Raw genomic sequence first — 24,426 nt, 5'->3', positions numbered from 1 at the left:
CGGGGCGCGGACCGGCCGTGCCGTCATGCCGGCCGGATCACCAGGCGAAGGCCTCCGGCGAGGTCCCCGGGCCGGGGAAGATCTCGTCCAGACCGGAGAGCACCTCCTGCGAGAGCTCCAGGTCCAGCGCCCGCAGCGCGCTCTCCAGCTGCTCCGCCGTACGCGGACCCACGATCGGCCCCGTCACCCCGGGCCGGCTCAGCAGCCACGCCAGGGCCGTCTCGCCGGGCTCCAGGCCGTGCTTGTCGAGCAGGTCCTCGTACGCCTGCACCTGCGCCCGTACGGCGGTGTTGGCCAGGGCGTCCGCGGAGCGCCCGGAGGCGCGGCGGCCGCCCTCGACCTCCTTCTTGATGACGCCGCCCAGCAGGCCGCCGTGCAGCGGGGACCACGGGATCACACCGAGCCCGTACTCCTGCGCGGCCGGGACGACCTCCATCTCGGCTCGGCGCTCGGCGAGGTTGTAGATGCACTGCTCGCTGACCAGCCCGACCGATCCGCGCCGGGCGGCCGTCTCGTTGGCCTGGGCGATCTTGTAGCCGGGGAAGTTCGACGATCCGGCGTACAGCACCTTGCCCTGCTGGATCAGCACGTCGACGGCCTGCCAGATCTCCTCGAACGGGGTCCGGCGGTCGACGTGGTGGAACTGGTAGAGGTCGATGTAGTCCGTCTGGAGCCGCTTGAGGCTGGCCTCGACGGCCCGGCGGATGTTCAGCGCCGAGAGCCGGTCGTAGTTGGGCCACGGGTCGCCTTCGCCGGCCATGTTCCCGTACACCTTGGTGGCCAGCACGGTCTTGTCCCGCCGGCCGCCGCCCTGGGCGAACCAGGTGCCGATGATCTCCTCGGTGCGGCCCTTGTTCTCGCCCCAGCCGTAGACGTTGGCGGTGTCGAAGAAGTTCAGGCCCGCGCCGAGCGCGGCGTCCATGATCGAGTGGCTGGTGGGTTCGTCTGTCTGCGGACCGAAGTTCATCGTGCCGAGGACGAGTCGGCTGACCTTGAGTCCGGTGCGTCCGAGCTGTGTGTACTTCATAAACCCCAAGCCAACTGCCTGGAGTCCACTCGAAGCAAGGGTCCGCGCGGGCGGGGTCGCCGTCCGGGCAGGGCTACTGGCCCACGGCGGCTGCCACGGCCACGACGACGAACATCAGCACGAGTACACCGGCCATCACACGGTTTCGGGTCTTGGGATCCACCCGTCGAGCGTAACGCGGGCCCCGGGTCCTCCCGTACCGAGGGGCGTCAGGCGGCCAGGGGCCAGGCCTCGACCACCTCGTAGCGGGGCTGCTCGCCGGGGACCCCGCCCGCCGGGAGGTTGCTGCGGACCAGGCTGAGCTCGCCGGCCCGCCAGGGCGTGCCCTCGAAGCCCGCCAGGGCCTCGACGTACGCGTGCAGGTCGGCGCCGCTGCGGCTGCGGGCCAGGGTGAGGTGCGGGGTGTAGCGGCGGTGGTGCTCCATCGGCACCCCGGCCCGGCGGGCCGCCGCGTCGGCGCGCTCGGCGAGCATCCGCATCGGGTCGATCCCGCCGGCGGCGCCGACCCACAGGGCGCGGTCGCCGAAGTGGCCGGAGCCGTGGATGCGCAGGCTGAAGGGTTCGCTGCGGTGGGCGGCGCGGGCGAGGCGGGCGTGCAGGTCCGGCAGGAGCTCGTCGCGTACCTCGCCCATGAAGGCGAGGGTGAAGTGCCAGCCCGCCTCCCCCGTCCAGCGCAGCCGGTCGTCCCGCAGCGGCTCCACCGCCCGGCGCAGCTCCTCGACGGCCTGCTGGGGCGGCATCAACGCGGCGAACAGCCTCATGGGCGCGAGCCTAACCCGGACCGCGGGTCAGGTTCGCGCCCGGCGGCGGGTTACGCGTCCGCGATCGGGATCTGGTGGGACGCCGCCTGCGCCGTCCCGCCGTTCACGGGGGTGGCGTCCGGGGTGGTTCCCCGGGCCCCCTGCTGGGCGGCGGCCGGCTGGGACATCGACGAGAGCAGCTGACGGGCCAGGCCGAGGCCCGTGCCGCCCATGGTCAGCGCCTTCGCGAACATCTCCGACATGCCTTCGGCCCCGTTGAGCAGCACCATGTGCTCCACGTTCCCGAAGGCCCCGGCGCCCGCCTCCACGATCGCCGGCCAGTTCTCGGCGAGCTGCTGGGCGACGACCGCCTCCTGGTTCTCGGCCAGTGCGGCGGCCCGCGCCTTGATCGCGTCGGCCTCGGCGAGGCCCTTCGCCTTCGCCGACGCGGCGATCGCGAGGCCCTTCGCCTGGGTGGCCGCGGCCTCGGCCTCACCGGTCGCCCGGGTGGCCTTCGCGGCCGCGAGACCGCGGGCCTCGGTGGCCGCCGCGTCCGCGGTCGCCGCCGTGGTCACCCGCGTGGCCTCGGCCGCGGCCGCCAGCTCGGTCTCCTTGGCCTTGGCCTGCGCCGCCGAGATGCGGGCGTCCCGCTCGGCCTCGGCGCGGGTGCGGGTCTCGTACGCCGCCGCGTCCGCGGGCTTGCGCACGTCCGCCTGCAGCTGCTGCTCGCGCCGGTGCGCTTCCAGCTCGGCGACCCGGGTCTCCTGTACGACGACCTCCTGGCGGGCCGCCGCCTCCGAGAGCGGCCCCGCCTGGCGGGCGGTCGCGGCGGCCTTGTCGCGCTCCGCCTGGTAGCCCGCCTGGAGGATCTCGCTGTCGCGGGTGGCCTCCGCCATCCGCGCGAACGCGGTCTGCTCGGCCTCGGTGGCCAGCCGGTTCGCCTCGGCCTGCGCGATGCGCGCGTCCCGCTGGACGGCGGCCGCGTGCGGCATCGCCAGGTTCTTGATGTAGCCGGTCGGGTCCTCGATCTCGTGGATCTGGAGCGAGTCGACGATGAGGCCGAGCTTCTCCATCTCCGTACCGCAGGCCGCCCGGGTCTGCCCCGTCAGCTTCTCGCGGTCGCGGATCATGTCCTCGACCGTCAAACCGCCCACGATGGAGCGCAGATGGCCCGCGAAGACGATGTGCACGCGCTCGGGCATCATCTTCTGCTGGTCCAGGAAACGGCGTGCCGCGTTCGCGATGGACACGAGGTCGTCGCCGATCTTGAAGATCACGACGCCCTTCACCCGCAGCGGGATGCCCTGGTGGGTCACGCAGTCCACGTTCAGCTGGGTCTCGTTGAGGTCCAGCGAGAGCTTGCGCACCGCCTGGACGCCGGGGACCACGAGGGTTCCGCGCCCGGTGACGATCCGGAACCCCATGCCCTCGCCGATGCCCTCGGTGCGGTGCGTGGAGCCGGAGATGACGAGTGCCTCGTTCGGTTCGGCCACCCGCCACATGAGCTTGAACAGGCCGATCAAAGCCAGGATTGCGGCGAGAACGATTCCCGCCACGACGCCGATAGCCATCGGCAACGCCCCCTTATCGCAGTGCCGTTCGACACTGACGAGGGCGAGTGTGCTCCTGTGCGGGGCCGTTAAGAAGACGCAGGCGGTTTCTTGTCGCCATCTTGATACGAACCACATCCGCGCAGGTGGCGCCGGGGCTCAGTTGTCGTACGCCGCCATCACGTACACCGTGCGCGGAGGCAGGTACTCGACGACGGTCACGACCGTTCCGACCGGCAGCCGGCCCGTCCCGTGCGCCGGGTGGGCGAGGAAGTGCTCCGCGCCGCCCCGGATGCGGACGATGACCTCGCCCACGAGTCCGGGGCCCACCGTCCCGGTCACCCGGCCGTCCAGCCCGATCATGCCGTCTTCCCCCATGGGGCGAGCGTACGCCGCCCGGGGACGGCCGTCGCCCCGTACGGACGGGGCAGGACACCCCTTACGAGTGGCCCAGGTCCGCGGCCGGGAGCTCCGTCGAGGGGACCGAGCCCGTGTCGGGGGCCGGGCGCAGCGGGAACTCGTCCGTGGCCATCGAGTCGAGCACCGGCGGCGCCGGGCGCGGCGGCTTCGGCATGACGGCGGCCTCCGAGTGGCCGCCGCAGCCGTACGAGAGCGAGACGAGGTGTCCGTCGGCCGGGCCGAACTCGTTGGCGCAGACGCCGAAGGCCTGGCCCAGCGAGCCGCCGATGGCGACGAGGAACCCGCAGGAGACGCAGGAGGCGGGCGCGGCCTGCGCCATCGGGGTCTTGGCGCCGAAGGACTCGTCCCAGCGGTCGGCGGCGCTGTGCAGCCCGTACCGGGACAGGACCCGGGCGCGCCGCATGCCGAGCTCCTCGGCGACGGAGGTGATGGAGCCCCGTACGGGCACCACGGCGCGGTCGGTGACGTCGGCGTCCTCGGCCTCGACCAGTTCGGCCATCTCGGTGGAGACGACGGAGTTCGGCGGCGGCGCGTCCTCGCCCGACCAGCCGGGCTCCAGCCGCAGGTCCTCCGCGTCGGTGGGCAGCAGGTCGCCGGGGCCCATGTCGCCCGGGCGCAGCCGCTCGCTCCACGGCACCCACTCGGGGGCGAGCAGCGCGTCGTCGCCGGGGAGCAGCACCGTTTCGTCGAGGGTGACGTTCTTGGCGCGGGAGGCGCGCGTCACGGTGACGGCCCAGCGCCAGCCCCGGTATCCGGGGTCCTTGCACTCGAAGAAGTGCGTGACGACCCGGTCGCCCTCCGCCACGACGGAGACGTGCTCGCCCACCACGGAGGGAGCGGCGGCTTCCTCGGCGGCCGTGCGTGCGAGGTCTACCGCCTCGGCGCACAGGCGGTCGGGGGTACGGCTTCGCGTCGTCGCAGCACTCACAGGTCTCGTTCTCTCCTACGCCGTCTCACGAGTGCGCCGTCCGTACTGTCGTCCTGAACGACCCGTCGGTCCTGTCCGTACGTGGCGCGGGCGGAGCGGACCAGAGGGCCGCGTCGACGTCCGCACCCGATCGGCCTCGGGCGCACCTACCTGCAATCCATTCTGCGGGATCGCGAAGAGGCGCGCGGCCGAGAGCAACCGCCGGTGGCGCGCTACGCACGCTACCTCCTCCGACGCCTTGGGCCCACATGCAAGGTCCGATTCGCGGACGAGACCGTGTGCCGACATCGCCCCCACGGCCTCCGGACGCCGTCCCGACGGCGATCCGCCGGGCGCCCGTATCGCGCCGGGACGGGACCCCGAGGGGTCCGTGGGGCACTATGGCGGGTGTGGCACCCGTACGGTCGTCCCGCGACGGCTCGGGACCGGCCAGGCGGGCCGGCCGGGCCGTCGGGCGTGCCCTGCGGCGCCCTTTCACCGGTACGGCGCGCGGGATCCGGCGGGCCACGCACGCGCACGGGGCCGGCGAGTCGGGTCTCGGCAAGCTGATCGAGCTGCACGCCATCAACGGCGCCGGCGATGTGATGATCACAGTGGCGCTGGCCTCGACGGTGTTCTTCTCGGTACCCACGGACGAGGCACGCGGCCGCGTCGCCCTGTACCTCGCGATCACGATGGCCCCCTTCACCGTGCTGGCCCCGGTGATCGGTCCGGCGCTGGACCGGCTGCCGCACGGCCGAAGGGCCGCGATGGCCTGCGCGATGCTCGCGCGGGCGCTGCTCGCGGTGATGATGTCGGGCGCGGTGGCCACGGGCGGGCTGGAGCTCTACCCGGCCGCGCTGGGCGTGCTGGTGGCCTCCAAGGCGTACGGGGTGGTGCGCAGCGCGGTGGTGCCGCGGCTGCTCCCGCCGAAGTTCTCCCTCGTCAAGGCGAACTCCCGGGTCACCCTGGCGGGCCTGCTCGCCACCGCCGCGGCGGCGCCCGTCGCGGCGGGGCTGCACGCCATCGGGCCGCCGTGGCCGCTGTACGGGGCCTGCGCCATCTTCGTCTGGGGCACGTTCGCGGCGTTCTCCCTGCCGCACAAGGTGGACGAGGCCAAGGGCGAGCGCCGGGCCCGGCTGTCCACGCACGAACCGCACTCGCGCAAGCCCGGGCTGCGCACGGTGAGCCCGTCAGTGCTGTGCGGTCTGCTGGCGAACGCCGCGATGCGCGGGCTGTCCGGGTTCCTGATCTTCTTCCTGGCGTTCCTGCTGCGCGAGCACCCGCTCGCCGGGCAGAGCGCGGCGGTGTCGCTGGGCATCGTGGGCGTCTCGGCGGGCGTGGGCAACGCCTGCGGGACGGCGGTGGGCGCATGGCTGCGGGCCCGGGCCCCGGAGACGATCATCGCGGCGGTGCTGTCGCTGACCCTGGGCGTCGCGATCCTGGCGGCGGTGTTCTACAGCGGGCTGTTCATGGCCGTACTGGGGGCCACGGCGGGCTTCTGCCAGGCGCTGGCCAAGCTGTCGCTGGACGCGATGATCCAGCGGGACGTACCCGAGGCGGTCCGCACGTCCGCGTTCGCCCGTTCGGAGACGCTGCTCCAGATGGCCTGGGTGATGGGTGGCGCGATCGGCATCGCGCTGCCGCTCAACGGGGTCCTGGGCATGGCCGTGGCGTCGGCGATCGTCGCGGCGGGCACGGTGATGGCCCTCCGCGGCCGCCTCACCGCCGCCCGCCACCGCCATCCGGGTTCTCCCCGCCCCCGAGTGGCCTAGGGGGTGTCTTGCCGAGCAGGCCGGGCTCGCGGGGTCTGATCGGCAAGACCCCCCCTAGAAGCGGGCAAACCGGCCCCGCCCGGCCGGGTGCGCGCCGCGCGGCAGGCCACGGACACCCCCGTGCGGCGGCGGAGCCGGGTGGCCCGATAGCCTTCGGCTCATGACCGCACAGCTTTTCTCGGGTAGGGGCCGCCGCAGCGTCGCGGCCCTCGGAGCCGTGTCCGCCGGCCTCCTCCTCCTCTCCGCCTGCGACAAGCCGACGCCTCTGGCGACCGTGACGGTCGGCACGTCGTCGGTGTCCACCGAGGCCGTCTGCTCCGACTCCAAGGAGCTCTCCATGGACAAGGTCCAGGAGTGCCTCACCGACATGAAGGACGCCAAGACCATCGACTACGGCCGCGGGGACACCCTGCGTCTGGGCGTCGAGCCGGACGTCGTCGAGGACGGCAAGCGGTGGCAGGCGGTCCTGGACGGCCAGCCGATCACCGAGCCCTCCTCCAACACCTACCGCAGCTTCCCCGGCGCCGACCTCTTCGCCACCGGCGGCCAGGGCGAGGCCCCGTCCTCCAAGAAGCTGAACATCGTCCAGGTCGGCGAGGACGGCAAGCCGCTCGCCGTCTGGGCCTACAACGTCAAGCTCAAGTAGCCACGTACCCACCGTGCGCGCGCTCATCGTGACCGCGGTGGCGGCGGAGGCAGACTCCGTCGCCACCGGTCTCACCCCTCATACGGACCCGGTGACGCCGGAGCCGCGCGCCCTTCCCGGCGGCTACCTCCTCTCCCGGCGCGATCTGCCCGGCCTCGCCGCCGACGTCCTCGTCGGCGGGGTGGGGCCGGCCGCCGCCGCGGCCGCCACGGCCACCGCGCTCGCGCTGGCCGACTACTCCCTCGTCGTCTCCGCCGGCATCGGCGGCGGGTTCCCGCCCGCCGCCCCGGTCGGCTCCCTCGTGGTCGCCGACGCCGTCGTCGCCGCCGACCTCGGGGCCGAGACCCCCGACGGCTTCCTCGACGTGCAGCAGCTCGGGTTCGGGCACAGCGTGCACCTGCCGCCCGCCGAGCTCGCCGCCCGCGCCGCCGAGGCCACCGGGGCGCTGCTCGCGCCCGTGCTGACCGTCTCCACCGTCACGGGCACCGCCGAGGGCGCGGCACGGCTCGCCGCCCGGCATCCGCTCGCCGGGGCCGAGGCCATGGAGGGCTTCGGGGTCGCGGAGGCGGCCGCCGCGCACGGGCTGCCCGTACTGGAGATCCGCGCCGTGTCCAACGCCGTCGGCCCCCGCGACCGCGACGCCTGGCGGATCGGGGACGCGCTGGCCGCGCTCACCGCCGGATTCCGCGCCCTGGGGCCCGTACTCGTCACCTGGGGAGAACGCCATGAGCACCGCTGAACGGCCCGCCGGCCGGCCCTCCGAGCCGCTCGCCATCGCCTATTCGCCGTGCCCCAACGACACGTTCGTCTTCGACGCCTGGGCGCACGGCCGGGTCCCGGGCGCGCCCGCCCTCGACGTGACCTTCGCGGACATCGACATCACCAACGGCATGGCCGAGCGCGGCGAGCTGGACGTGCTGAAGGTGTCGTACGCCGTGCTGCCGTGGGTGCTGGAGGAGTACGCGCTGCTGCCGTGCGGCGGGGCGCTCGGGCGCGGCTGCGGGCCCCTCGTCCTCACCCGCGAGGCCGGTGTGGACCTGGCGGGCAAGACCGTCGCCGTGCCCAGCGAACGCTCCACCGCCTACCTGCTGTTCCGGCTGTGGGCCGCGGACGTGCTGCCGGAGGGCGTCGGCAAGGTCGTCGTCCTGCCGTTCCACGAGATCATGCCGGCCGTCCGCGACGGCCGGGTCGACGCCGGTCTGGTCATCCACGAGGCCCGGTTCACCTATCAGGACTACGGGCTGCACTGCCTGGCCGACATGGGCGAGCACTGGGAGTCCACGACCGGCCTGCCGATCCCGCTCGGCGCGATCATCGCCAAGCGCTCGCTGGGAGCCGAGACCCTGCGCGCGCTGGCCGAGTCGGCCCGCACCTCGGTCCGGATGGCCTGGGAGGACCCGGAGGCCTCCCGCCCGTACGTCCGCGCCAACGCGCAGGAGCTGGACCCGGCCGTCGCCGACCAGCACATCGGGCTGTACGTCAACGAGTTCACCGCAAACCTGGGGGACGCCGGGTACGCGGCGGTGCGCGGGCTGTTGACGCGGGCCGCGGCGGAGGGTCTGGTACCGGCCATCGCGCCGAACGCGCTGGACTTCCCGTAGGTGTTTTCCGGCCGCACGCGACGCTGCCCCGGCCCTCCGGAGAGGGTCGGGGCAGCGTCGTGGGAACGGATCGTGAGGCTCAGACGTCGAGCTGGTCGGCCACCGCGCGCAGCAGGCCGGCGATCTTCGTGCCGTGCACCTTGTCGGGGTAGCGGCCGCGCTCCAGCATCGGGGTGATGTTCTCCAGCAGGGTCGTGAGGTCCTGCACGATCGAGGCCAGCTCGTCGGGCTTGCGGCGCTGAGCGGCCGCGACCGAGGGCGCCGGATCCAGCACCGTCACGGAAAGCGCCTGGTCACCGCGTTGTCCGGCGACGACGCCGAACTCGACGCGCTGGCCGGGCTTGAGGGCGTCGACCCCGGCCGGGAGCACCGACGAGTGGACGAAGACGTCTCCGCCGTCGTCGCGGGAGAGAAAGCCGAAGCCCTTCTCACTGTTGAACCACTTGACCTTGCCGGTAGGCACGTCCGTCCTCTGTCCTTGTGCTCGTCGGGGTCCGGGACGCCGCACGGCGGGTCCGGACAACAGCGCAGCGGGTCATGGTGACCCGCCGTGTCCAGGCTAGTGGGCGTTCCACAGGAGACAAGACGTTCCCCGGTCCTTCACCGGTCTTCGCACTCCGGCTGCGCTGTCGGCTGCTACGGCCAGGGAACTACCCTGGTGAGGTGACTGTTACTCCTCATTCCGACGAAGCGCGGCCGGGCGACGGCCTGGTGCGCGCCGGTGGCGTCGTGTTCATCACGGGCGCCGTGGCGACCCTCGTGACGATGGCCCCGCTCTTCCTGGACATCAAGCCGTTCCCCCCGTCCGCGTGGGCGGTGTGCATGCTGATGGGCGTCGGCTTCCTGATCTCGGCGGCGGGCGTGCTGCGCTCGGCCGCGGCCCAGCGCCGGGCCGCCCGCGCCTCCCAGGCCTGACGCGCGGACCTGACGCCCCTTCGGGTCAGAGCGCCTGCGTACGGATGTACTCCGCGAGCCACTGCGGCAGTGCGGTGAGGTCCGGCAGCACCACGTCGGCGCCCGCCTCCCGCAGTTCCGGCTCGGGGCACGGGCCGGTCGGCACCGCCACCGACACCGCGCCGGCCGTGCGGGCCCCGCGCACGTCGCCGACGTGGTCGCCGACGTAGACCTGCGCCCCGTACTCGCGCAGCGCGCCCGCCTTGGCCTCGGCCCACAGCCAGCCGATGACCGCGTCCGGCTCGATGCCGAGGTGCGCGAGGTGCAGCCGGGCGTTGGGCTCGTGCTTGGCCGTGACGACGATCGCGCGGCCGCCGAGCGCCTGGACGGCCTCGATCGCCTCGCGGGCGCCGGGCATCGCGGGGGTCGGCTCGATGGCGTGCGTGGGATAGATCTCCCGGTAGCGATCGGCCACGGCGGGGATCTCCGCCTCCGGGAACCAGTACGCGAGCTCCTCGTCCAGCGGCGGACCGAGCCGCGTGACCGCCTCGTCGGCATCGATGAACGTACCCGTCTCGGCGGAAAGCGCCTGGAAGGCGGCCTTGATCCCGGGGCGCGAATCGATGAGGGTCATGTCGAGGTCGAAGCCGACCGTCAGCTGGGCGGAGGCTGCGGGGACGGCGGGCACGGTGGGGGTCTCGGAGCTCATGCCCCCATTGTGCCGAGCCGGGCGGGCCGGGCTGGAACACGGACTTAGCCTTGCCTTACCGGACAGTGAAATTTGGTGACATGTCAGCGCCCGCCCGGCGCGGGCGCCGGCCCCGCGGATCGCCGCCGCATGACGCGCACGGCGCAGATCCCGCTGCTGTGCCCGGCGCTGGCCGGCGCGTTGATCGTCGTACTCGGCGACCTGCCGGCCCGGCGGCCGCCGTCCCCGACCGAGCTCCCGGTGGCGCCCGCCGGACGGACCCCGAGCCTCAGCGGCGGCGGGAGCGCCAGGCCAGGTAGAGGGCCGAGGCGACGGCCGCGCCGCGGGCCAGCCAGGGCCACATGCCCTGGAAGACCACGCCCAGCCCCTCGTCGGTCAGCGGCGTGCCCCAGCGGCCCTCCAGGCGGCCCCACAGCCACACCACCGCGCCCGCGAACACGGCGCCCGGCAGCCCGAACACGACCGCCTTGCGCTCGGCGGGCCCCAGCACCCGCGACGCGTACGCGAGGAGCCAGCCTCCGATGAGCAGCAGCCAGGAGCCGGTGACCGCGCCGGCCACGAGCACGGCCGCTGCCAGCAGCAGGAAGGCGTGCGGCTTCGGGCGCGGGGCGGCGCCGGGCGCGGCCTCCGCATCCGGTGCGGCCGCGGCCTGCGCCCTGGCCTGCCGACGCTGCTTCAGGAACCGTACGAGGCCCCGTACGGCCGACCCGTCCCCGGCGGCCGGGGCGGCCGTCCCCGCCGCGGGCTGCGGCTTCTCCTCCTCCTCCGGGTGCCTGAACAACTCCGGGATCTCGATCCCGCCCGCGAAGCCCTCCACCTGCGGTCCGGCGCCGTACGGGCCCGGCGAGACGCGCCACCAGTCGGGCTCCGCCCCGCCGTCGGCGCCGAGTTCGTCGAGCCCGGCCAGGTGCGGCGGCGCGGGCGCGGTATCGGCCGGACGCGGCTCCGGCACGGACTTGCGGAGCAGCCGGCCGGGCCCCCGCTGGGTCGGCACGGCCGGGGCCGGATCGGGAGTGGCCGCACGCGTCTGCGTGGCGGGCGACGCGCCCATGCCGTCGAGGACCTCCTCCGGCGTGCCGATCCGCTCCAGGATGCGCCGTACGGCCGCCGGGGTCTCCGGCTCGTACTTGGCGCGCCGCCGGTCGATCTCGTCACGCAACCCCGCCACCAGCCGCATCCGGTCCCCGGAGGACAGCTGCCGCCGCTGCGCCAAGTCCCCGACCCGGCTCAGATATTCGTAGACCAGATGGTCGCTCTCGATCCCCATGTCCGGCTCCTCCCGTACCACCCTCCCGAAAGGTAGCGCGTGCGCCCGTGGAGCTGCCGAGGGCTCAGCGGATACCGTTGACCGGATGGGGACCGGCCGACGCGACCATGGAGGCGACCGTGCCTGAGCTGCCCGAGCCCAGCAGTGCCGCGGAAAGCGCCACGGCGAGCAGCGCCCCGCGCTCCCTCGCCGAGGCGCTGCGCGCCCGCGACGACGCGTCGCTCGCCGCCTTGCTGCACGCCCGCCCGGACCTGCTCGGCCCGGTGCCGGGTGACATCACGCAGCTGGCCACCCGGGCCGGCACCCGGGCCTCGGTGATCCGCGCGCTGGACCGGCTCGACCGGTTCGCACTGCAGACCGCGGAGGCCCTCGCGGTGGCCCCGGACCCGTGCCCGTACCCGGTGCTGGAGTCCCTGCTGGCCGGCGAGCACGGCAGCGGCTCCGGCGCCCGCGAGGACAACGGCGCCCGCGCCGAACTCCCGCGCGCCCTGGCGACCCTGCGCGACCAGGCCCTGGTGTGGGGCGACGACGAGCGGCTGCGGCTGGTCCGCACGGCCCGCGAGCTGCTCGCGCCCGCCGCCGGCCGGCCCTCCCCGACGGGCCTCGGGCCGACCGTCGCCGAGGCCACCGCCGGGATGTCGCCGACCCGGATCCAGGAGATCGTGGCGGCCGCCGGGCTGCCCGCCACGCACGACGCGGTGTCCGCCGTGACGGCGCTGACCGGCCTGTTCAACGACCCGGAACGGATGTCGGCGCTGCTGGACGAGGCCCCCGCGGAGGCCCACCAGGTGCTCGGACGGCTCGTGTGGGGGCCTCCGTACGGAGAGGTCACGCCGAACCCGACCCCGCCCGTGCGCTGGCTGCGCGACCGCGGGCTGCTGCTGCCGGCTTCGGCCCGGACCGTCGTACTGCCCCGCGAGGTGGCGCTGCACCTGCGCGGCGGCCTGGCCCACCGGGTGACGGAGCCGCTGGCCCCGGCGGTGCCCGCCGACCGCGAGCACCGTCCACAGCTTGTGGACGCCAACGCGGCCGGACAGGCGCTGGCCGCGCTGGCCACCGTCGAGGAGCTGGTGAAGTCGTGGGAGCACACCGGACCGCCGGTGCTGCGGGCCGGCGGCCTGTCCGTCCGGGACCTGAAGCGGACCGCGGCCACCCTGGACGCCACCGAGCCGGCGGCCGCGTTCTGGATCGAACTCGCCTACGCGGCCGGCCTGCTGGCCAGCGACGGGGAGGCCGACGAACGGTACGCGCCCACCCCCGCCTTCGACGACTGGATCGAACTCCCGCCCGCCGAGCGGTGGTCGGCCCTCGCCGAGGCCTGGCTGCCGGCCACCCGGACCGCGGGCCTGGTCGGCGATCAGGACGCCAAAGGCCGCACCCTGTCCGTCCTCGGCCCCGACCTCGACCGATCCGCCGCCCCCGAGGTGCGCCGACGCGTCCTCGAACTCCTCGCCGCCCTGCCCGAGGGCTGCTCCGCCGACACCGACACCCTGCTGGCCCGGCTCGACTGGGAGCGGCCCGTACGGGGGACGAGCGCGCTGCGCGCCCGTCTCGCGCGGTGGACGCTGACCGAGGCCGAGGTGCTCGGGGTGACCGGCCGCGGCGCGCTCGCGCTGCACGGCCGCGCGCTGCTGGAGCACCGTGATCCGGCGCCGCTGCTCGCGCCGCTGTTTCCGGAGCCGGTGGACCACGTACTGCTCCAGGCCGACCTGACGGCGGTGGCCCCCGGGCCGCTGCGCCGGGGGCTCGGCGACGTGCTGGCCGTCCTCGCGGACGTGGAGTCCAAGGGCGGGGCGACCGTCTACCGCTTCACGCCCGGCTCCGTACGGCGGGCGCTGGACTCCGGGCGGACCGCCTCCGACCTGCACGCCTTCCTCGCCGAGCACAGCATCACGCCGGTTCCGCAGCCGCTGGCCTACCTGATCGACGACGTGGCGCGCCGCCACGGGCACCTGCGGGTCGGCGTGGCCTCCTCGTACGTGCGCTGCGACGACGACGGCATGCTGAACGAGATCCTGGCCGACCGGCGCTCCGCCGGGCTCGGGCTGCGGCGCCTGGCCCCGACGGTGCTGGCGGCGCAGGCCGAACCGGGGGCGCTGCTCGACGGGTTGCGGGCGATGGGGTACGCCCCGGCGGCGGAGTCACTGACCGGGGACGTGGTGGTGACGCGGGCCGACGCCCACCGGACGCCGGCACGGTCGGCGCCGGCCCCGGTGCCGGACGGGCCGCCGGTACCGGACGTGACGCTGCTGGCGGCGGCCGTACGGGCGATCCGCGCGGGCGATCTGGCGGCGACGGCGGTGCGCAAGGAGCCGGCGGCCGCGTCGGCGGGGGTCCTGGCGGGCGAACTCCCGCGTACGAGCGCGGCGGAGACCCTGGCCACGGTGCAGGCGGCCGCGCTGACCGGGACGGCGGTGTGGATCGGGTACGTGAACGCGGACGGCGCGGCGAGCCAGCGGGTCATCGCGCCGGTCCGGGTGGAGGGCGGCTTCGTCACGGGGTACGACCACACGGCCGACGAGGTGCGGACGTACGCGCTGCACCGGATCACGGGCGTCGCGGAACTGGCGGAGGAACACCTGTAAAAGCGCTGGCGGCCCGGGGCGCCGGCCGAGCACCCTTACCGCATGCGAGAAGCACGGACCGACCGGCCCGACCGGCGGATCAGGGCCGCCCACACCGACACGACGGTGACCGTCTACCAGGCGTACGCGCCCGCGCTGGGACGGCCCGCGGCGCGCGACGGCCGTTTCCCGCCCGCCTGGAAGCGTGAGCGGATGACGTGGATCAAGCCGTCGTTCCTTTGGATGATGTACCGCTGCGGGTGGGCCACCAAGGCCGACCAGGAGACGGTGCTGGCCGTCGAGATCACCCGCGCGGGCTTCGACCACGCGCTGCGCCACGCCTGCCTGTCGCACTACGAACGCGGCACCCATGCCGACCACGAGGCCTGGCGGCGGGCCCTGCACGACTCCCCCGCCCGCGTCCAGTGGGACCCGGAGCGGGATCTGCACCTGAACCCGCTGGACCACCGTTCGCTCCAGCTGGGCCTGTCCGGGGCGGCCTCGCGCGCGTACGCCGACGAGTGGACGGTTTCCATCCGCGACGTGACCCCGCTGGCCCGGGAGATCCACGGCCTGGTCCGCTCGGGCGAGGAGGCGGCGGCGCGGGCGCTGTTGCCGGTGGAGACGCCGTATCCGGCGGGGCCGCTGGAGCACCTGGGCGCGTAGCCGGACCGCGATCCGAAAAGCGGAATGCGAGGCATCGTTTTCGCAGCTCAGATGAGGTGGGAGGCCCTCCGCTCCCTGTTGCAGAGCGGTGACAGACGGGCGATGGATCGGTGATCCACGATGTGTGAAGATCAGTTCATCGCAGCAAGCGGCCGAGGAAGTCGAACCGGCGCCGGAGCGAGAACCCCGCACCACCCGCCGCCGGCGCTCTGCCGCGGCACCTCGCACGTCCTCTTCCGTCTGCCCTGCCGGCCGCCGCCGCTCTGCGCTGCTCGCCTGCCTTCGTGATTCCTTGGGGGGAGTCCACCATGTCCGCTCGCACCGCCGCCCTTCGTCCCTTCCGCACCGCGGCCGCCACCGCCGTCGTCGCCGCCGTCGCCGGTACCGGCCTGATGCCGCTGTCGGCGTACGCCGCTCCGGCCGCCGAGAACCTGCACGCGCTGAAGATCACGATGGGCGCCCCCGTACCGAGCGGCCCGCTGACCCGGGGCGGCGCGACGGAGACCTTCGAGCTGACGGTCTCCAACCCCGCGGACAAGCCGAGCTCGTTCCACCCCTGGATGCTCCTGGAGGGCGCAGGTGCGAGCCCGCTCCAGCAGAGCGACGTCATCTTCAAGGTCGAGGGCGTGACCGCGCCGGCGACCGAGTCCTTCATCGGGCACCAGGACGGCGAGTGGCAGGGCATGTTCCACCAGGCGGGCAAGCCGCTCGGGGAGGGCTTCGAGATCCCGGCGGGCGCCAAGCTCACCTGGAAGGTCACGATGGGCCTCGGCAAGAGCTACCCGACCACCAACGGTGACTTCACGCTGACGGCCACGAGCTACTCCGGCGAGGTGGCGGACGACGGCGCCGCCACCTTGACCTTCAAGACGGACCCGTCGGTCAAGAAGGGCAAGCTGGAGACCGCGTTCAAGAACGTCGGAGACTGCAAGGGCGTCCCGGCGCTCCAGTGCCGGGAGATGGACCTCAGCTACCGGCTCACCGGCGACGGCGAGTTCGGCACGGCGCTGCGCACGTCGGTGGGCGTGGACTTCGCCACCAACGTCAAGGTGCCCAACCTCCAGCTGGAGATGCTGGTGGACGGCAAGTGGCAGGGCGTGAACACCTCCGACCCGTACAACTTCGACCTGCCGACGATCCCGAAGGGCTTCAGCGCCGCCGCCGGCGAGCGCATCGTGCACCTGCGGACTTCGCTGGGCCCGAACACGGACTTCAAGAAGGCCACCGACGTCACCCTGCAGTCCAGCATCGGCCTGGCCGAGGGCAACACCTACGAGTTCGCGGGCAGCGAGACGAAGTTCCAGCTCGCCCCGGCCACCACCACCACGTCGCCCTCGCCGACCCCGAGCAAGTCCGCCACCACGCAGCCCTCCACGAGCCCGTCGCCGTCCGCCTCGGCCTCCGCGACCGCGGTCGTCGCCGCGAACAGCAACACCAAGGCCACCGGCGCCACGGGCACCCTGGCCCACACCGGCGCCGACTCGAACACCGGCCTGTACTCCGGCCTGGCCGCCGCCCTCGTCGGCCTCGGCGGTGCCGCCGCCTGGTTCGGCGCCCGCCGCCGCCGCACGGTCCGCGGCTGAGACCGCACAGGAGGGGCCCGGCACACCACGTGCCGGGCCCCTTCGGCGTTCACCGGGATTTCCGCCGCATCCCCGTCAACCACCCCATACCGTTGGCCACATGACCGGTTCAGACGACAGGCACGGCATCCACAACACCATCAGCGGCGGGGTGTACTTCAGCGCCGTCGTGCAGGGTGCCCACGCCAACGTCACCCTCCAGCTCCCGGCCACCGTCCCCGCCGCGCTGACCGGCCTGCCGGCCCCCTCCCCCGCCTTCACCGGCCGGGAGGCCGAGGAGGAGTCCCTGCTCGCGGGGGTGCGGCCCGACCCGTCGCCGGCCGCCGCCGCCGCCCGGCAGGTGATCTCGGGGCTGCCCGGGGTGGGCAAGACCGAGCTCGCCGTCCAGGTGGCCCACCGCGCGCTCGGTGACGCGGACCTGCTGCCGGGCGGCGTCCTGTTCATCGACCTCTTCGGCTACGACGACCGGCGGCGCGTCGGCCCCCACCGGGCCCTCGGCTCACTGCTCCGCGCCCTCGCCGTCCCCCACGAGCACGTCCCGGAGGACCTCGGGGAACGGGCCGGTCTCTACCGTTCCGTCCTCGCCGCCTACGCGGCGGGCGGACGGCGGATCCTGGTCGTCCTGGACAACGCGATGGACAGCGCCCAGGTCCGTCCGCTGCTGCCGGGCGACCCGGCCATCCCCGTACTGATCACCTCCCGGCACACCCTGAGCGACCTCGGGGCCCGGGTGCTCGACCTCTCCGTCCTCGGGCGGCAGGCGGCGGTGGAGCTCGTCGGAGCCAACCTGCGGAGCATCGTGGGCCCCGCCGACACCCGGGTCGCCGACGAGCCGGCGGCGGCCGCGGAACTCGCGGACCTCTGCGGCCGGCTCCCCCTCGCGCTCTCCGTCGTCAGCGCCCTGCTGGCCGACATCCCCACGCGGCCGCTGCACTCCATGGCGGCCGCCCTCGGCGACGCCCGGCGCCGGCTGGAGCGGCTCAGCCGCGAGGACCTCGCCGTCCGCGCGGCCTTCGACCTCTCGTACCGCCACCTGGCACCGGACCAGGCCCGGCTGTTCCGGCTGCTGGCCCTCAACCCGGGCCCCGATCTGGCCACCGAGACCGTGGCCGCACTGGCCGGTACGGAGCCCTGGGACGCGGAGGACCTGCTGCTGCCCCTCGCACGCGGGCACTTCATCGAGCCCGGGCCGCCCCCGTACGGGCGCTGGCGCATGCACGACCTCATGCGCCTGTACGCGGACGAACTGTGCCGGAGCCGGGACGAGCCGGGCGAACGGGAGGCGGCCACGGACCGGTTGTACCTGCACTACCTGGCGGGCGCCCACGCAGCCGACACCCACGTGGACGCCGGACTCGCGCCCGACCCCCTCTTCCCCGACCGGGACGAGGCCCTGGCCTGGCTGGACGCCGAACGCCACAACCTGCGCGCCGCGGCCCTCGCCGCACCGGGGCTGGCCCGGCCCGAGGCACTGGTCCAACTCCATTCGTCCCTGCTGGAATTCCACTCCCTTCGCCGCCACTTCGACGAGTACGCCGAACTCGCCGTCGCCGCGCTGGGGACCGTCCGCGCCTCGCAGGATCCGGTGCTGCGGGCCACCGAATCGAGCATCCTGAACAACCTGGGCACGGCCCGGCGCGAGCTGCGCCTCTTCGACGACGCCTCGGCCTCGTACCAGGAGGCCCTGGCCCTGCACGAACGGGACGGGGACCCCTTCGCCGCGGCCGCCACCCTGACCAACCTCGGCCTGACCTACCAGCAGATGAACCGGCCGGAGGAGGCGGTCGACCTGCTCCGGCAGGCCCTGGACCGCTATCCGCCGGACAGCGACCCGCGCGCCCGTGGCATGGCGTACAACAACCTCGGCAAGGCCCTGCACGACCTGCGCCGGCTCCCCGAGGCCTCCGAGGCCTTCGCCGAGGACATCGCCATCTGCCGGGCGGCCGGAGACCGCAGGGGCGAGGGCACCGCGCTCAACAACCTGGGGATGGTCCTCCGCGACATGGGGCAGTACGGCGCCGCCGCCGAGGCCCATGAGGACGCGCTGGCCGCCGCCGAGGAGACCGGGGACCTGTACGGCGCCGGTCTCGCCCTGGCGAACAGCGGGCTGGCCCTCGCCATGGGCCGCGACGAACGCGGACCCCAGGAGGCGGTCGACCGGCTCATGCGGGCCCTGGAGATCCTGGACTCACTGGGCGACGAGCACATGGCGGCCCAGGCGCGGAGCCACCTGGGCCTGGTCCTGATCCAGGCCGGCCGGGCGGCGGAGGCACTGGACCCGCTCGAATCGGTGGTCGAGGCGAGCACCAGGACCGGGGACCCGCACACCGCGGCGATGGCGTTGACCAACCTGGGCACGGCCCTGGAACTGACCGGCCTGTACGAGGACGCCGTACGGGCCCAGACCCGGTCCGTCTCCCTCTACCGGCAGCTCGGCGAGCGCCACCACGAGGCGAAGGCCCTGCTCAACCTCGGCTTGGCGCTGCGGCACACCGGCGGCCTCGCCGCGGCGCAGGACGCCTTCCACTCCTCCGCGACCGCCTTCCGGGAAACCGGCGACGACTACCTCCACACCCAGGCCCTGCGGCTGCACGAAGAGACCGGGAGATGGCGCACGCGGCAGCTGCCCGGGTGGCTCCGCGGATCGGGGCCCCGGACACCGGGCCCCTGATACGGCAGACTGGAGGTTTGGCCGCCCGCGTCCGGGCGGCCACCCCCCGCAGGAAAGGGACGTTTGTGAACGGGCCTCTCATCGTCCAGAGCGACAAGACACTGCTTCTCGAGGTCGACCACGAGCTCGCCGGGGCGGCGCGGCGTGCCATCGCCCCCTTCGCCGAGCTCGAACGGGCCCCGGAGCACATCCACACGTACCGGATCACCCCGCTCGGCCTGTGGAACGCGCGGGCCGCGGGGCACGACGCCGAGCAGGTCGTCGACGCGCTCGTCGAGTTCTCCCGCTACCCCGTCCCGCACGCGCTGCTCGTCGACGTCGCCGAGACCATGGCGCGCTACGGCCGCCTCACCCTTTCCAAGCACCCCGTCCACGGGCTGGTCCTGACCAGCACCGACCGGCCGGTGCTGGAGGAGATCCTGCGCTCCAAGCGGATCGCCCCGCTCGTCGGCGCCCGGCTCGACCCCGACACCGTGGCCGTGCACCCCTCCGAGCGCGGGCAGATCAAGCAGACCCTGCTGAAGCTGGGCTGGCCGGCCGAGGACCTCGCCGGGTACGTCGACGGCGAGGCGCACGCCATCGATCTCGTCGAGGACGGCTGGGCGCTGCGGCCCTACCAGCAGCAGGCCGTCGAGGGCTTCTGGCACGGCGGCTCGGGCGTGGTCGTGCTGCCCTGCGGGGCCGGAAAGACGCTGGTCGGCGCCGGGGCCATGGCGATGGCCAAGGCGACGACGCTGATCCTGGTCACGAACACCGTCTCGGCCCGCCAGTGGAAGCACGAGCTGGTCAAGCGGACCTCGCTGACGGAGGAGGAGATCGGCGAGTACTCCGGCACCCGCAAGGAGATCCGGCCGGTCACGATCGCCACGTACCAGGTCCTGACGACGAAGCGGAAGGGCGTCTACCCGCACCTGGAGCTGTTCGACTCCCGGGACTGGGGCCTGATCCTCTACGACGAGGTGCACCTGCTGCCGGCGCCGGTGTTCAAGTTCACCGCCGACCTCCAGGCCCGGCGGCGGCTCGGCCTGACCGCGACCCTGGTCCGCGAGGACGGCCGCGAGTCGGACGTGTTCTCGCTGATCGGACCGAAGCGGTTCGACGCGCCGTGGAAGGAGATCGAGGCGCAGGGCTACATCGCGCCGGCGGACTGCGTCGAGGTCCGGGTGAACCTGACCGAGAGCGAGCGGCTGGCGTACGCGACCGCCGAGACGGAGGAGAAGTACCGCTTCTGCGCGACGACGGCGACGAAGCGGAAGGTCACCGAGGCGCTCGTCGCCAAGCACAAGGGTGAGCAGACGCTGGTCATCGGCCAGTACATCGACCAGCTCGACGAGCTCGGCGAGCACCTGGACGCGCCCGTCATCAAGGGCGAGACCTCCAACGCGCAACGGGAGAAGCTCTTCGACGCCTTCCGCGAGGGAGAGATCAGCGTGCTGGTGGTGTCGAAGGTCGCGAACTTCTCGATCGACCTGCCCGAGGCCACGGTAGCGATCCAGGTGTCCGGTACGTTCGGCTCCCGCCAGGAGGAGGCCCAGCGGCTGGGCCGCGTGCTGCGCCCGAAGGCGGACGGCCACGAGGCGCGGTTCTACTCGGTCGTCGCGCGCGACACGATCGACCAGGACTTCGCCGCCCACCGCCAGCGCTTCCTGGCCGAACAGGGCTACGCCTACCGCATCATGGACGCCGACGAACTCCTGACGAGCGACGGCCCGACGGACTGACCGGCCAGGGCCTGGGCCTGGGCTGTCGCGGGAGCGGCTGCTGCTCGTGGTGCTGAGGATCTTCGAGGACGCTCACATCCTGCTGCCCGAGGGGTGACCTGCGGAGCGGGAGCGGGACCAGGACGAGGTCCGGCCGCGGCTCCGGGCGGCGGCGGGCCGCCGCCCGGGCCAGGAGGGCGAGCAGCGGGACGGCCCAGACCCACAGGTGCGGCCAGTCCGACAGCAGGGCCCGGCCCGGGTCGGGCAGGTGCCGGGCCCAGAATGCGGCGGAGTCCTGCGGGAGGACCAGGAGCCCGAGAAGGGCGGTCCCGGCGAGGGCGCCCGAAGCCGTCAGGGCGGCCCGGATCCGGCCGGTCAGCAGCAGGTACGGGATGAGCAGCGCCGGGGTCAGGGTGATCCCGGCGGCCGTGCCCAGTGCGAAGCCCTTGCCGAGGGCGCCGCGGGGCCGGCGCAGGTCCCACAGGACCAGGCAGGCCAGCGCCAGGTTGATCTGCCCGGCCAGCAGGCTCTGGAACAGCGGCTCCACCCACAGCCCGGCGATGGTGGCCCCCAGGACGGGCCCGGGGCGGGCCCGCAGCCCCGCGAGGCGGCAGGAGATCAGGATCAGCAGGGCGAGCAGGACCGCGTTGCCGAGCACGAAGACGGCCTTCAGGACGCCTGCGGGCAGCCAGGCGGCCGGGGTGAACAGGATCGCCGCGAAGGGCGGGTACGCCGTGGGAGGGCGCCACTCGGCGGCGTTGAAACCGGCGGCGAGGCCGTCGGCGATCGGGATCCGCACCACGATGCAGAGCACGCCGAGCACGAGGAGCGAGCCCGTGACCAGCACGCCGACCAGGGGCGACGTCGGGGGGCTGGAATGGAGACTCCGGGTCACGCGCGTGACCCTAGTGGATCACCGTGGACGTCCCGCCGCTATCCGGCCAGCCCGGCACCCGGCCGGTGAGGCCGTGCGGCCGTGCGGCGGGCCCTGGGCGGGGCGGAGGGGGCCGCGGGTCAGCGGCGTATGACGCCCGCGTCCTCGGCGTACTCGCCCAGCACGACCACGCTCACGGCCGCGGAGGCGAAGACCTTCGCGGCGCGCAGGGCGTTGCCCACCAGGTGGCGGGGGCGGGAGTCGGAAGTGGCGGTGGCGCCGCTAGGGCGGCCGCCCCGGATCGGGGTGAAGGTTGCGGTGCTCATGTATCCATGGTGCATTTCCATCCCGGATACCACATCGGTCTCCGGGTGGAATCGCAGGCCTTCCCGCCTCCTCCTCCCGGCCCATGCCGCCCCCTAGTGGCTCTGCCCGAGGTCTGACACTCCCCGGTATGACACCCGGACGGACCTACCCCTCCGGAGGTACCTCCCGCCGGTGAATCCGTTCGCGCCGCGCCTGCGCACTGACTACAATCTCCGCTCTTGCCGCCTCCCGCCGCCGTTTCGGGGAGAGCCGCCCCCCGGACGGAAACCGGCGGGCATCGTTCCGTACCGATCAGCAGCTGGAGGCATTTCCGTGTCCGCGCACGCCCCCGAAACCGGCATCGACGACGACAGCGACAGCGGCCCCGGCGCCCCCCACCCCCTCGCCCGCGAACAGGCCCACCTCACCGCCTCCCGCGCCGCCCTGCGCGCCATGCGCGAGGACGTCGAGGCCCTCGACATCCGTGACGTCACCGCGAACTGGGTCAACGCGATCGTCCTCCAGGCCCAGATCGACGACCGGATCAAAGCCCTCGCCGACCTCGCGCACACCCCGCTCTTCTTCGGCCGCCTCAACTACCTGCACGCACCCGGCGCGGACCTCGCCGAGGGCGCGGAGGGCGAGCAGTTCTACATCGGCCGCCGCCACGTCCACGACGCCGACGGCGATCCGATGGTGATCGACTGGCGTGCGCCGGTCTCCCAGCCGTTCTACCGCGCCTCCAAGAACGATCCGCAGGACATCGCCCTGCGCCGCCGCTTCGGCTACACCGGCGGCGAGCTCACCGCGTACGAGGACGAGCACCTCTCCGACCCCTCGGAGGCGGCCGCCGTCAGCAAGCTGCTCCAGCAGGAGATCGAGCGCCCGCGCGTCGGCCCCATGCGCGACATCGTCGCGACGATCCAGCCCGAGCAGGACGAGATCGTCCGCTCCGGCCTGTCCGGGTCCGTCTGCGTGCAGGGCGGCCCCGGCACCGGCAAGACGGCGGTCGGCCTGCACCGCGTCGCGTACCTGCTGTACGCCCACCGCGAGCGGCTCGCCCGCACCGGAACGCTCGTCATCGGGCCGAACCGTTCCTTCCTGCAGTACATCGAGCAGGTCCTCCCGGCCCTCGGCGAGCTGGAGGTCAAGCAGGCCACCGTGGAGGACCTCGTCTCCCGCGACGGCCTGGAGATCCGCGGCGCCGACGCCGCCGCGACCGCCGTGGTCAAGGGCGACGCCCGCATGGCCGAGGTGCTGCGCCGCGCGGTCCGCTCGCACGTCACCCCGCCCTCCGAGCCGCTGATGGTGGTGCGCGGATCGCGCCGGTGGCGGGTGCCGGCGTACGAGCTGGCGGAGATCGTGACCGAACTCCTCGACCGGGACATCCGCTACGGCGCCGCCCGCGACGCGCTGCCGCAGCGGATCGCGCACACCGTGCTCGTACGGATGGAGCAGGCGGGCGAGGCGCCGGACGACCGCGTCCAGGACGCCGTGGCCCGGGGCGCCGCCGTGAAGGCGGCGGTCAAGGCGGTGTGGCCTGCCGTGGACCCGGCCAAGCTGGTGCTGCGCCTGCTGTCGGACGCGGAGTTCCTGGCGGAGCACGGACAGGGGGTGCTCTCGGACGAGGAGCAGCGGCTGCTGCTGTGGGCGAAGCCCTTCCGCAGCGTGAAGTCGGCGAAGTGGTCGGCGGCCGACCTGGTCCTGATCGACGAGGCGGCGGACCTCGTGGAGCGCACGCACTCGCTCGGCCACGTCGTCCTCGACGAGGCGCAGGACCTGTCGCCGATGCAGTACCGGGCGGTCGGGCGGCGCTGCACGACCGGCTCGGCCACGGTCCTGGGCGACCTCGCGCAGGGCACGACCCCGTGGGCCACGCGCAGCTGGGACGAGGCGCTGGCGCACCTGGGCAAGCCGGAGGCGGTGCTGGAGGAGCTGACGGCCGGCTTCCGCGTGCCGCGCGAGGTGATCGCGTACGCCTCGCGGCTGCTGCCGTCGATCTCGCCGGGGCTGGCCCCGGTCTCCTCGGTGCGTGAGACGCCGGGCTCGCTGGTCGTCGCGGCGGCGGATCCCTCGGACCTGACCGCCTCGGTGATCGAGGCCTGCCGCGCCTCGCTCGGCCACGAGGGCTCGGTCGGCCTGATCGCGGCGGACGCCCGGATCCCGGAGCTGGCGCGGGCGCTGGAGGCGGCGGGGATGGCGTACCTCTCGCCCGGCGAGGAGACGACGGCGCACGCGCGCCTGACCCTGGTCCCGGCCTCGCTGGCCAAGGGCCTGGAGTACGACTACGTGGTCCTGGACGAGCCCGCCGCGATCGTGGCGGGCGAGCCGGACGAGCGCACGGGCCTGCGGCGCCTGTACGTCTGCCTCACCCGCGCGGTCTCGGGCCTGACGGCCCTGCACGCGGACCGGCTGCCCGAGGCCCTCGCCGGGGTGTGAGCGCGCACGCGGCCGGTGGCCCCGCTCGGAGAACCGGCCGCCGGCCACCGGCCGCCCGCACCGCCCGGTGCCGGCGCCGGTGCCGGC

Annotated in this window: 21 protein-coding genes and 1 pseudogene; 12 read left to right on the top strand and 10 right to left on the bottom strand. The window is 74.0% G+C overall.

The window, feature by feature from the left end; all coding sequences use genetic code 11:
- Positions 1-37 precede the first annotated feature (37 nt).
- The 5 genes from K7B10_RS22550 to K7B10_RS22530 form a co-directional block, all read right to left on the bottom strand.
- The gene (locus K7B10_RS22550; RefSeq protein ID WP_229338486.1) at positions 38-1,027 is read right to left on the bottom strand and encodes an aldo/keto reductase; all 990 of its coding nucleotides are present in this window, start codon (positions 1,025-1,027) and stop codon (positions 38-40) included.
- Positions 1,028-1,236: 209 nt separating this feature from the next.
- On the bottom strand, positions 1,237-1,788 hold the full coding sequence (thpR, locus tag K7B10_RS22545; protein WP_229338484.1) for an RNA 2',3'-cyclic phosphodiesterase: 552 nt from the start codon (positions 1,786-1,788) through the stop codon (positions 1,237-1,239).
- A 50-nt stretch (positions 1,789-1,838) separates the two neighbouring features.
- A complete protein-coding gene (locus K7B10_RS22540) occupies positions 1,839-3,338 on the bottom strand; it encodes a flotillin family protein (protein WP_229338481.1) in 1,500 nt (499 codons plus the stop codon).
- Positions 3,339-3,476: 138 nt separating this feature from the next.
- Positions 3,477-3,695, bottom strand: a complete 219-nt coding sequence (locus tag K7B10_RS22535) for an NfeD C-terminal domain-containing protein (RefSeq protein WP_078864531.1) — start codon at positions 3,693-3,695, stop codon at positions 3,477-3,479.
- A gap of 61 nt (positions 3,696-3,756) precedes the next feature.
- Entirely contained in the window at positions 3,757-4,665 is a 909-nt protein-coding gene (locus K7B10_RS22530) for a DUF3027 domain-containing protein (protein WP_229338478.1), read from the bottom strand.
- 380 nt (positions 4,666-5,045) lie between these two features.
- Here K7B10_RS22530 and K7B10_RS22525 point away from each other — a divergent pair, with 380 nt between their 5' ends.
- The 4 genes from K7B10_RS22525 to K7B10_RS22510 all read left to right on the top strand — a co-directional run bounded on the left by K7B10_RS22525 (position 5,046) and on the right by K7B10_RS22510 (position 8,666).
- The gene (locus tag K7B10_RS22525; RefSeq protein ID WP_229338476.1) at positions 5,046-6,419 is read left to right on the top strand and encodes an MFS transporter; all 1,374 of its coding nucleotides are present in this window, start codon (positions 5,046-5,048) and stop codon (positions 6,417-6,419) included.
- 160 nt (positions 6,420-6,579) lie between these two features.
- Positions 6,580-7,065 carry a DUF2771 domain-containing protein gene (locus tag K7B10_RS22520; protein ID WP_229338474.1) on the top strand — a complete coding sequence of 162 codons (486 nt, stop codon included), beginning with the start codon at positions 6,580-6,582 and terminating at the stop codon, positions 7,063-7,065.
- 13 nt (positions 7,066-7,078) lie between these two features.
- Positions 7,079-7,804 (top strand): futalosine hydrolase, encoded by a 726-nt coding sequence (locus K7B10_RS22515; RefSeq protein WP_229338472.1) that lies wholly within the window; start codon positions 7,079-7,081, stop codon positions 7,802-7,804.
- On the top strand, positions 7,791-8,666 hold the full coding sequence (locus K7B10_RS22510) for a 1,4-dihydroxy-6-naphtoate synthase (protein ID WP_229338470.1): 876 nt from the start codon (positions 7,791-7,793) through the stop codon (positions 8,664-8,666). The genes K7B10_RS22515 and K7B10_RS22510 overlap by 14 nt, the downstream gene beginning before the upstream one ends.
- 79 nt (positions 8,667-8,745) lie before the next feature.
- On the opposite strand, the gene K7B10_RS41310 is transcribed toward K7B10_RS22510, so the two are convergent.
- Positions 8,746-9,129: a cold-shock protein gene (locus tag K7B10_RS41310; protein WP_030012939.1), complete on the bottom strand. Its 384-nt coding sequence runs from the start codon at positions 9,127-9,129 to the stop codon at positions 8,746-8,748.
- 200 nt (positions 9,130-9,329) lie between these two features.
- Here K7B10_RS41310 and K7B10_RS22500 point away from each other — a divergent pair, with 200 nt between their 5' ends.
- On the top strand, positions 9,330-9,581 hold the full coding sequence (locus K7B10_RS22500; protein WP_229338468.1) for a hypothetical protein: 252 nt from the start codon (positions 9,330-9,332) through the stop codon (positions 9,579-9,581).
- 25 nt (positions 9,582-9,606) lie between these two features.
- Here K7B10_RS22500 and K7B10_RS22495 read toward each other — a convergent pair whose 3' ends face one another.
- Positions 9,607-10,269, bottom strand: coding sequence for an HAD family hydrolase (locus K7B10_RS22495; protein WP_229338465.1), 663 nt, complete (start codon positions 10,267-10,269; stop codon positions 9,607-9,609).
- Between the two features lie 111 nt (positions 10,270-10,380).
- Here K7B10_RS22495 and K7B10_RS22490 point away from each other — a divergent pair.
- Positions 10,381-10,512: pseudogene (locus K7B10_RS22490) on the top strand (iron ABC transporter permease); the annotation flags it as partial.
- Positions 10,513-10,537: 25 nt separating this feature from the next.
- On the opposite strand, the gene K7B10_RS22485 reads toward K7B10_RS22490, so the two are convergent.
- Entirely contained in the window at positions 10,538-11,536 is a 999-nt protein-coding gene (locus tag K7B10_RS22485; protein ID WP_229338464.1) for a hypothetical protein, read from the bottom strand.
- A 107-nt stretch (positions 11,537-11,643) separates the two neighbouring features.
- Between K7B10_RS22485 and K7B10_RS22480 the strand changes: the two genes are divergently transcribed.
- The 5 genes from K7B10_RS22480 (at position 11,644) to K7B10_RS22460 (ending at position 20,741) form a co-directional block, all read left to right on the top strand.
- On the top strand, positions 11,644-14,121 hold the full coding sequence (locus K7B10_RS22480) for a helicase-associated domain-containing protein (RefSeq protein WP_372481559.1): 2,478 nt from the start codon (positions 11,644-11,646) through the stop codon (positions 14,119-14,121).
- Between the two features lie 42 nt (positions 14,122-14,163).
- Positions 14,164-14,766: a DUF4291 domain-containing protein gene (locus tag K7B10_RS22475; protein WP_229338460.1), complete on the top strand. Its 603-nt coding sequence runs from the start codon at positions 14,164-14,166 to the stop codon at positions 14,764-14,766.
- Positions 14,767-15,074: 308 nt separating this feature from the next.
- A complete protein-coding gene (locus K7B10_RS22470; RefSeq protein WP_229338458.1) occupies positions 15,075-16,349 on the top strand; it encodes an LPXTG cell wall anchor domain-containing protein in 1,275 nt (424 codons plus the stop codon).
- A gap of 100 nt (positions 16,350-16,449) precedes the next feature.
- Positions 16,450-19,020 carry a tetratricopeptide repeat protein gene (locus K7B10_RS22465; RefSeq protein WP_229338456.1) on the top strand — a complete coding sequence of 857 codons (2,571 nt, stop codon included), beginning with the start codon at positions 16,450-16,452 and terminating at the stop codon, positions 19,018-19,020.
- Between the two features lie 65 nt (positions 19,021-19,085).
- The gene (locus K7B10_RS22460; protein ID WP_229338454.1) at positions 19,086-20,741 is read left to right on the top strand and encodes a DNA repair helicase XPB; all 1,656 of its coding nucleotides are present in this window, start codon (positions 19,086-19,088) and stop codon (positions 20,739-20,741) included.
- On the opposite strand, the gene K7B10_RS22455 is transcribed toward K7B10_RS22460, so the two are convergent.
- Both K7B10_RS22455 and K7B10_RS22450 read right to left on the bottom strand, forming a co-directional pair.
- Positions 20,695-21,615 (bottom strand): glycosyltransferase family 87 protein, encoded by a 921-nt coding sequence (locus K7B10_RS22455; RefSeq protein ID WP_229338452.1) that lies wholly within the window; start codon positions 21,613-21,615, stop codon positions 20,695-20,697. The genes K7B10_RS22460 and K7B10_RS22455 overlap by 47 nt on opposite strands.
- Before the next feature lie 119 nt (positions 21,616-21,734).
- Positions 21,735-21,920: a hypothetical protein gene (locus K7B10_RS22450; protein WP_030858490.1), complete on the bottom strand. Its 186-nt coding sequence runs from the start codon at positions 21,918-21,920 to the stop codon at positions 21,735-21,737.
- A gap of 433 nt (positions 21,921-22,353) precedes the next feature.
- On the opposite strand from K7B10_RS22450, the gene K7B10_RS22445 reads away from it, so the two are divergent.
- The gene (locus K7B10_RS22445) at positions 22,354-24,339 is read left to right on the top strand and encodes a HelD family protein (protein ID WP_229345294.1); all 1,986 of its coding nucleotides are present in this window, start codon (positions 22,354-22,356) and stop codon (positions 24,337-24,339) included.
- Positions 24,340-24,426: the final 87 nt, after the last annotated feature.

The organism is Streptomyces flavotricini (assembly GCF_020639365.1).
Classification (GTDB): domain Bacteria; phylum Actinomycetota; class Actinomycetes; order Streptomycetales; family Streptomycetaceae; genus Streptomyces; species Streptomyces flavotricini.
Note: the sequence above shows the minus strand (reverse complement) of the source record. Positions and strands in the feature narration are given on the sequence as shown.

Bases quoted from the DNA above. Each gene is read 5' to 3' on its own strand.
- K7B10_RS22550 (WP_229338486.1), bottom strand. From the start codon at position 1,027: ATGAAGTACACACAGCTCGGACGCACCGGACTCAAGGTCAGCCGACTC.
- thpR (WP_229338484.1), bottom strand. From the start codon at position 1,788: ATGAGGCTGTTCGCCGCGTTGATGCCGCCCCAGCAGGCCGTCGAGGAG.
- K7B10_RS22540 (WP_229338481.1), bottom strand. From the start codon at position 3,338: ATGGCTATCGGCGTCGTGGCGGGAATCGTTCTCGCCGCAATCCTGGCT.
- K7B10_RS22535 (WP_078864531.1), bottom strand. From the start codon at position 3,695: ATGGGGGAAGACGGCATGATCGGGCTGGACGGCCGGGTGACCGGGACG.
- K7B10_RS22525 (WP_229338476.1), top strand. From the start codon at position 5,046: ATGGCGGGTGTGGCACCCGTACGGTCGTCCCGCGACGGCTCGGGACCG.
- K7B10_RS22520 (WP_229338474.1), top strand. From the start codon at position 6,580: ATGACCGCACAGCTTTTCTCGGGTAGGGGCCGCCGCAGCGTCGCGGCC.
- K7B10_RS22510 (WP_229338470.1), top strand. From the start codon at position 7,791: ATGAGCACCGCTGAACGGCCCGCCGGCCGGCCCTCCGAGCCGCTCGCC.
- K7B10_RS22495 (WP_229338465.1), bottom strand. From the start codon at position 10,269: ATGAGCTCCGAGACCCCCACCGTGCCCGCCGTCCCCGCAGCCTCCGCC.
- K7B10_RS22485 (WP_229338464.1), bottom strand. From the start codon at position 11,536: ATGGGGATCGAGAGCGACCATCTGGTCTACGAATATCTGAGCCGGGTC.
- K7B10_RS22480 (WP_372481559.1), top strand. From the start codon at position 11,644: ATGGAGGCGACCGTGCCTGAGCTGCCCGAGCCCAGCAGTGCCGCGGAA.
- K7B10_RS22475 (WP_229338460.1), top strand. From the start codon at position 14,164: ATGCGAGAAGCACGGACCGACCGGCCCGACCGGCGGATCAGGGCCGCC.
- K7B10_RS22470 (WP_229338458.1), top strand. From the start codon at position 15,075: ATGTCCGCTCGCACCGCCGCCCTTCGTCCCTTCCGCACCGCGGCCGCC.
- K7B10_RS22465 (WP_229338456.1), top strand. From the start codon at position 16,450: ATGACCGGTTCAGACGACAGGCACGGCATCCACAACACCATCAGCGGC.
- K7B10_RS22450 (WP_030858490.1), bottom strand. From the start codon at position 21,920: ATGAGCACCGCAACCTTCACCCCGATCCGGGGCGGCCGCCCTAGCGGC.
- K7B10_RS22445 (WP_229345294.1), top strand. From the start codon at position 22,354: ATGCGCGAGGACGTCGAGGCCCTCGACATCCGTGACGTCACCGCGAAC.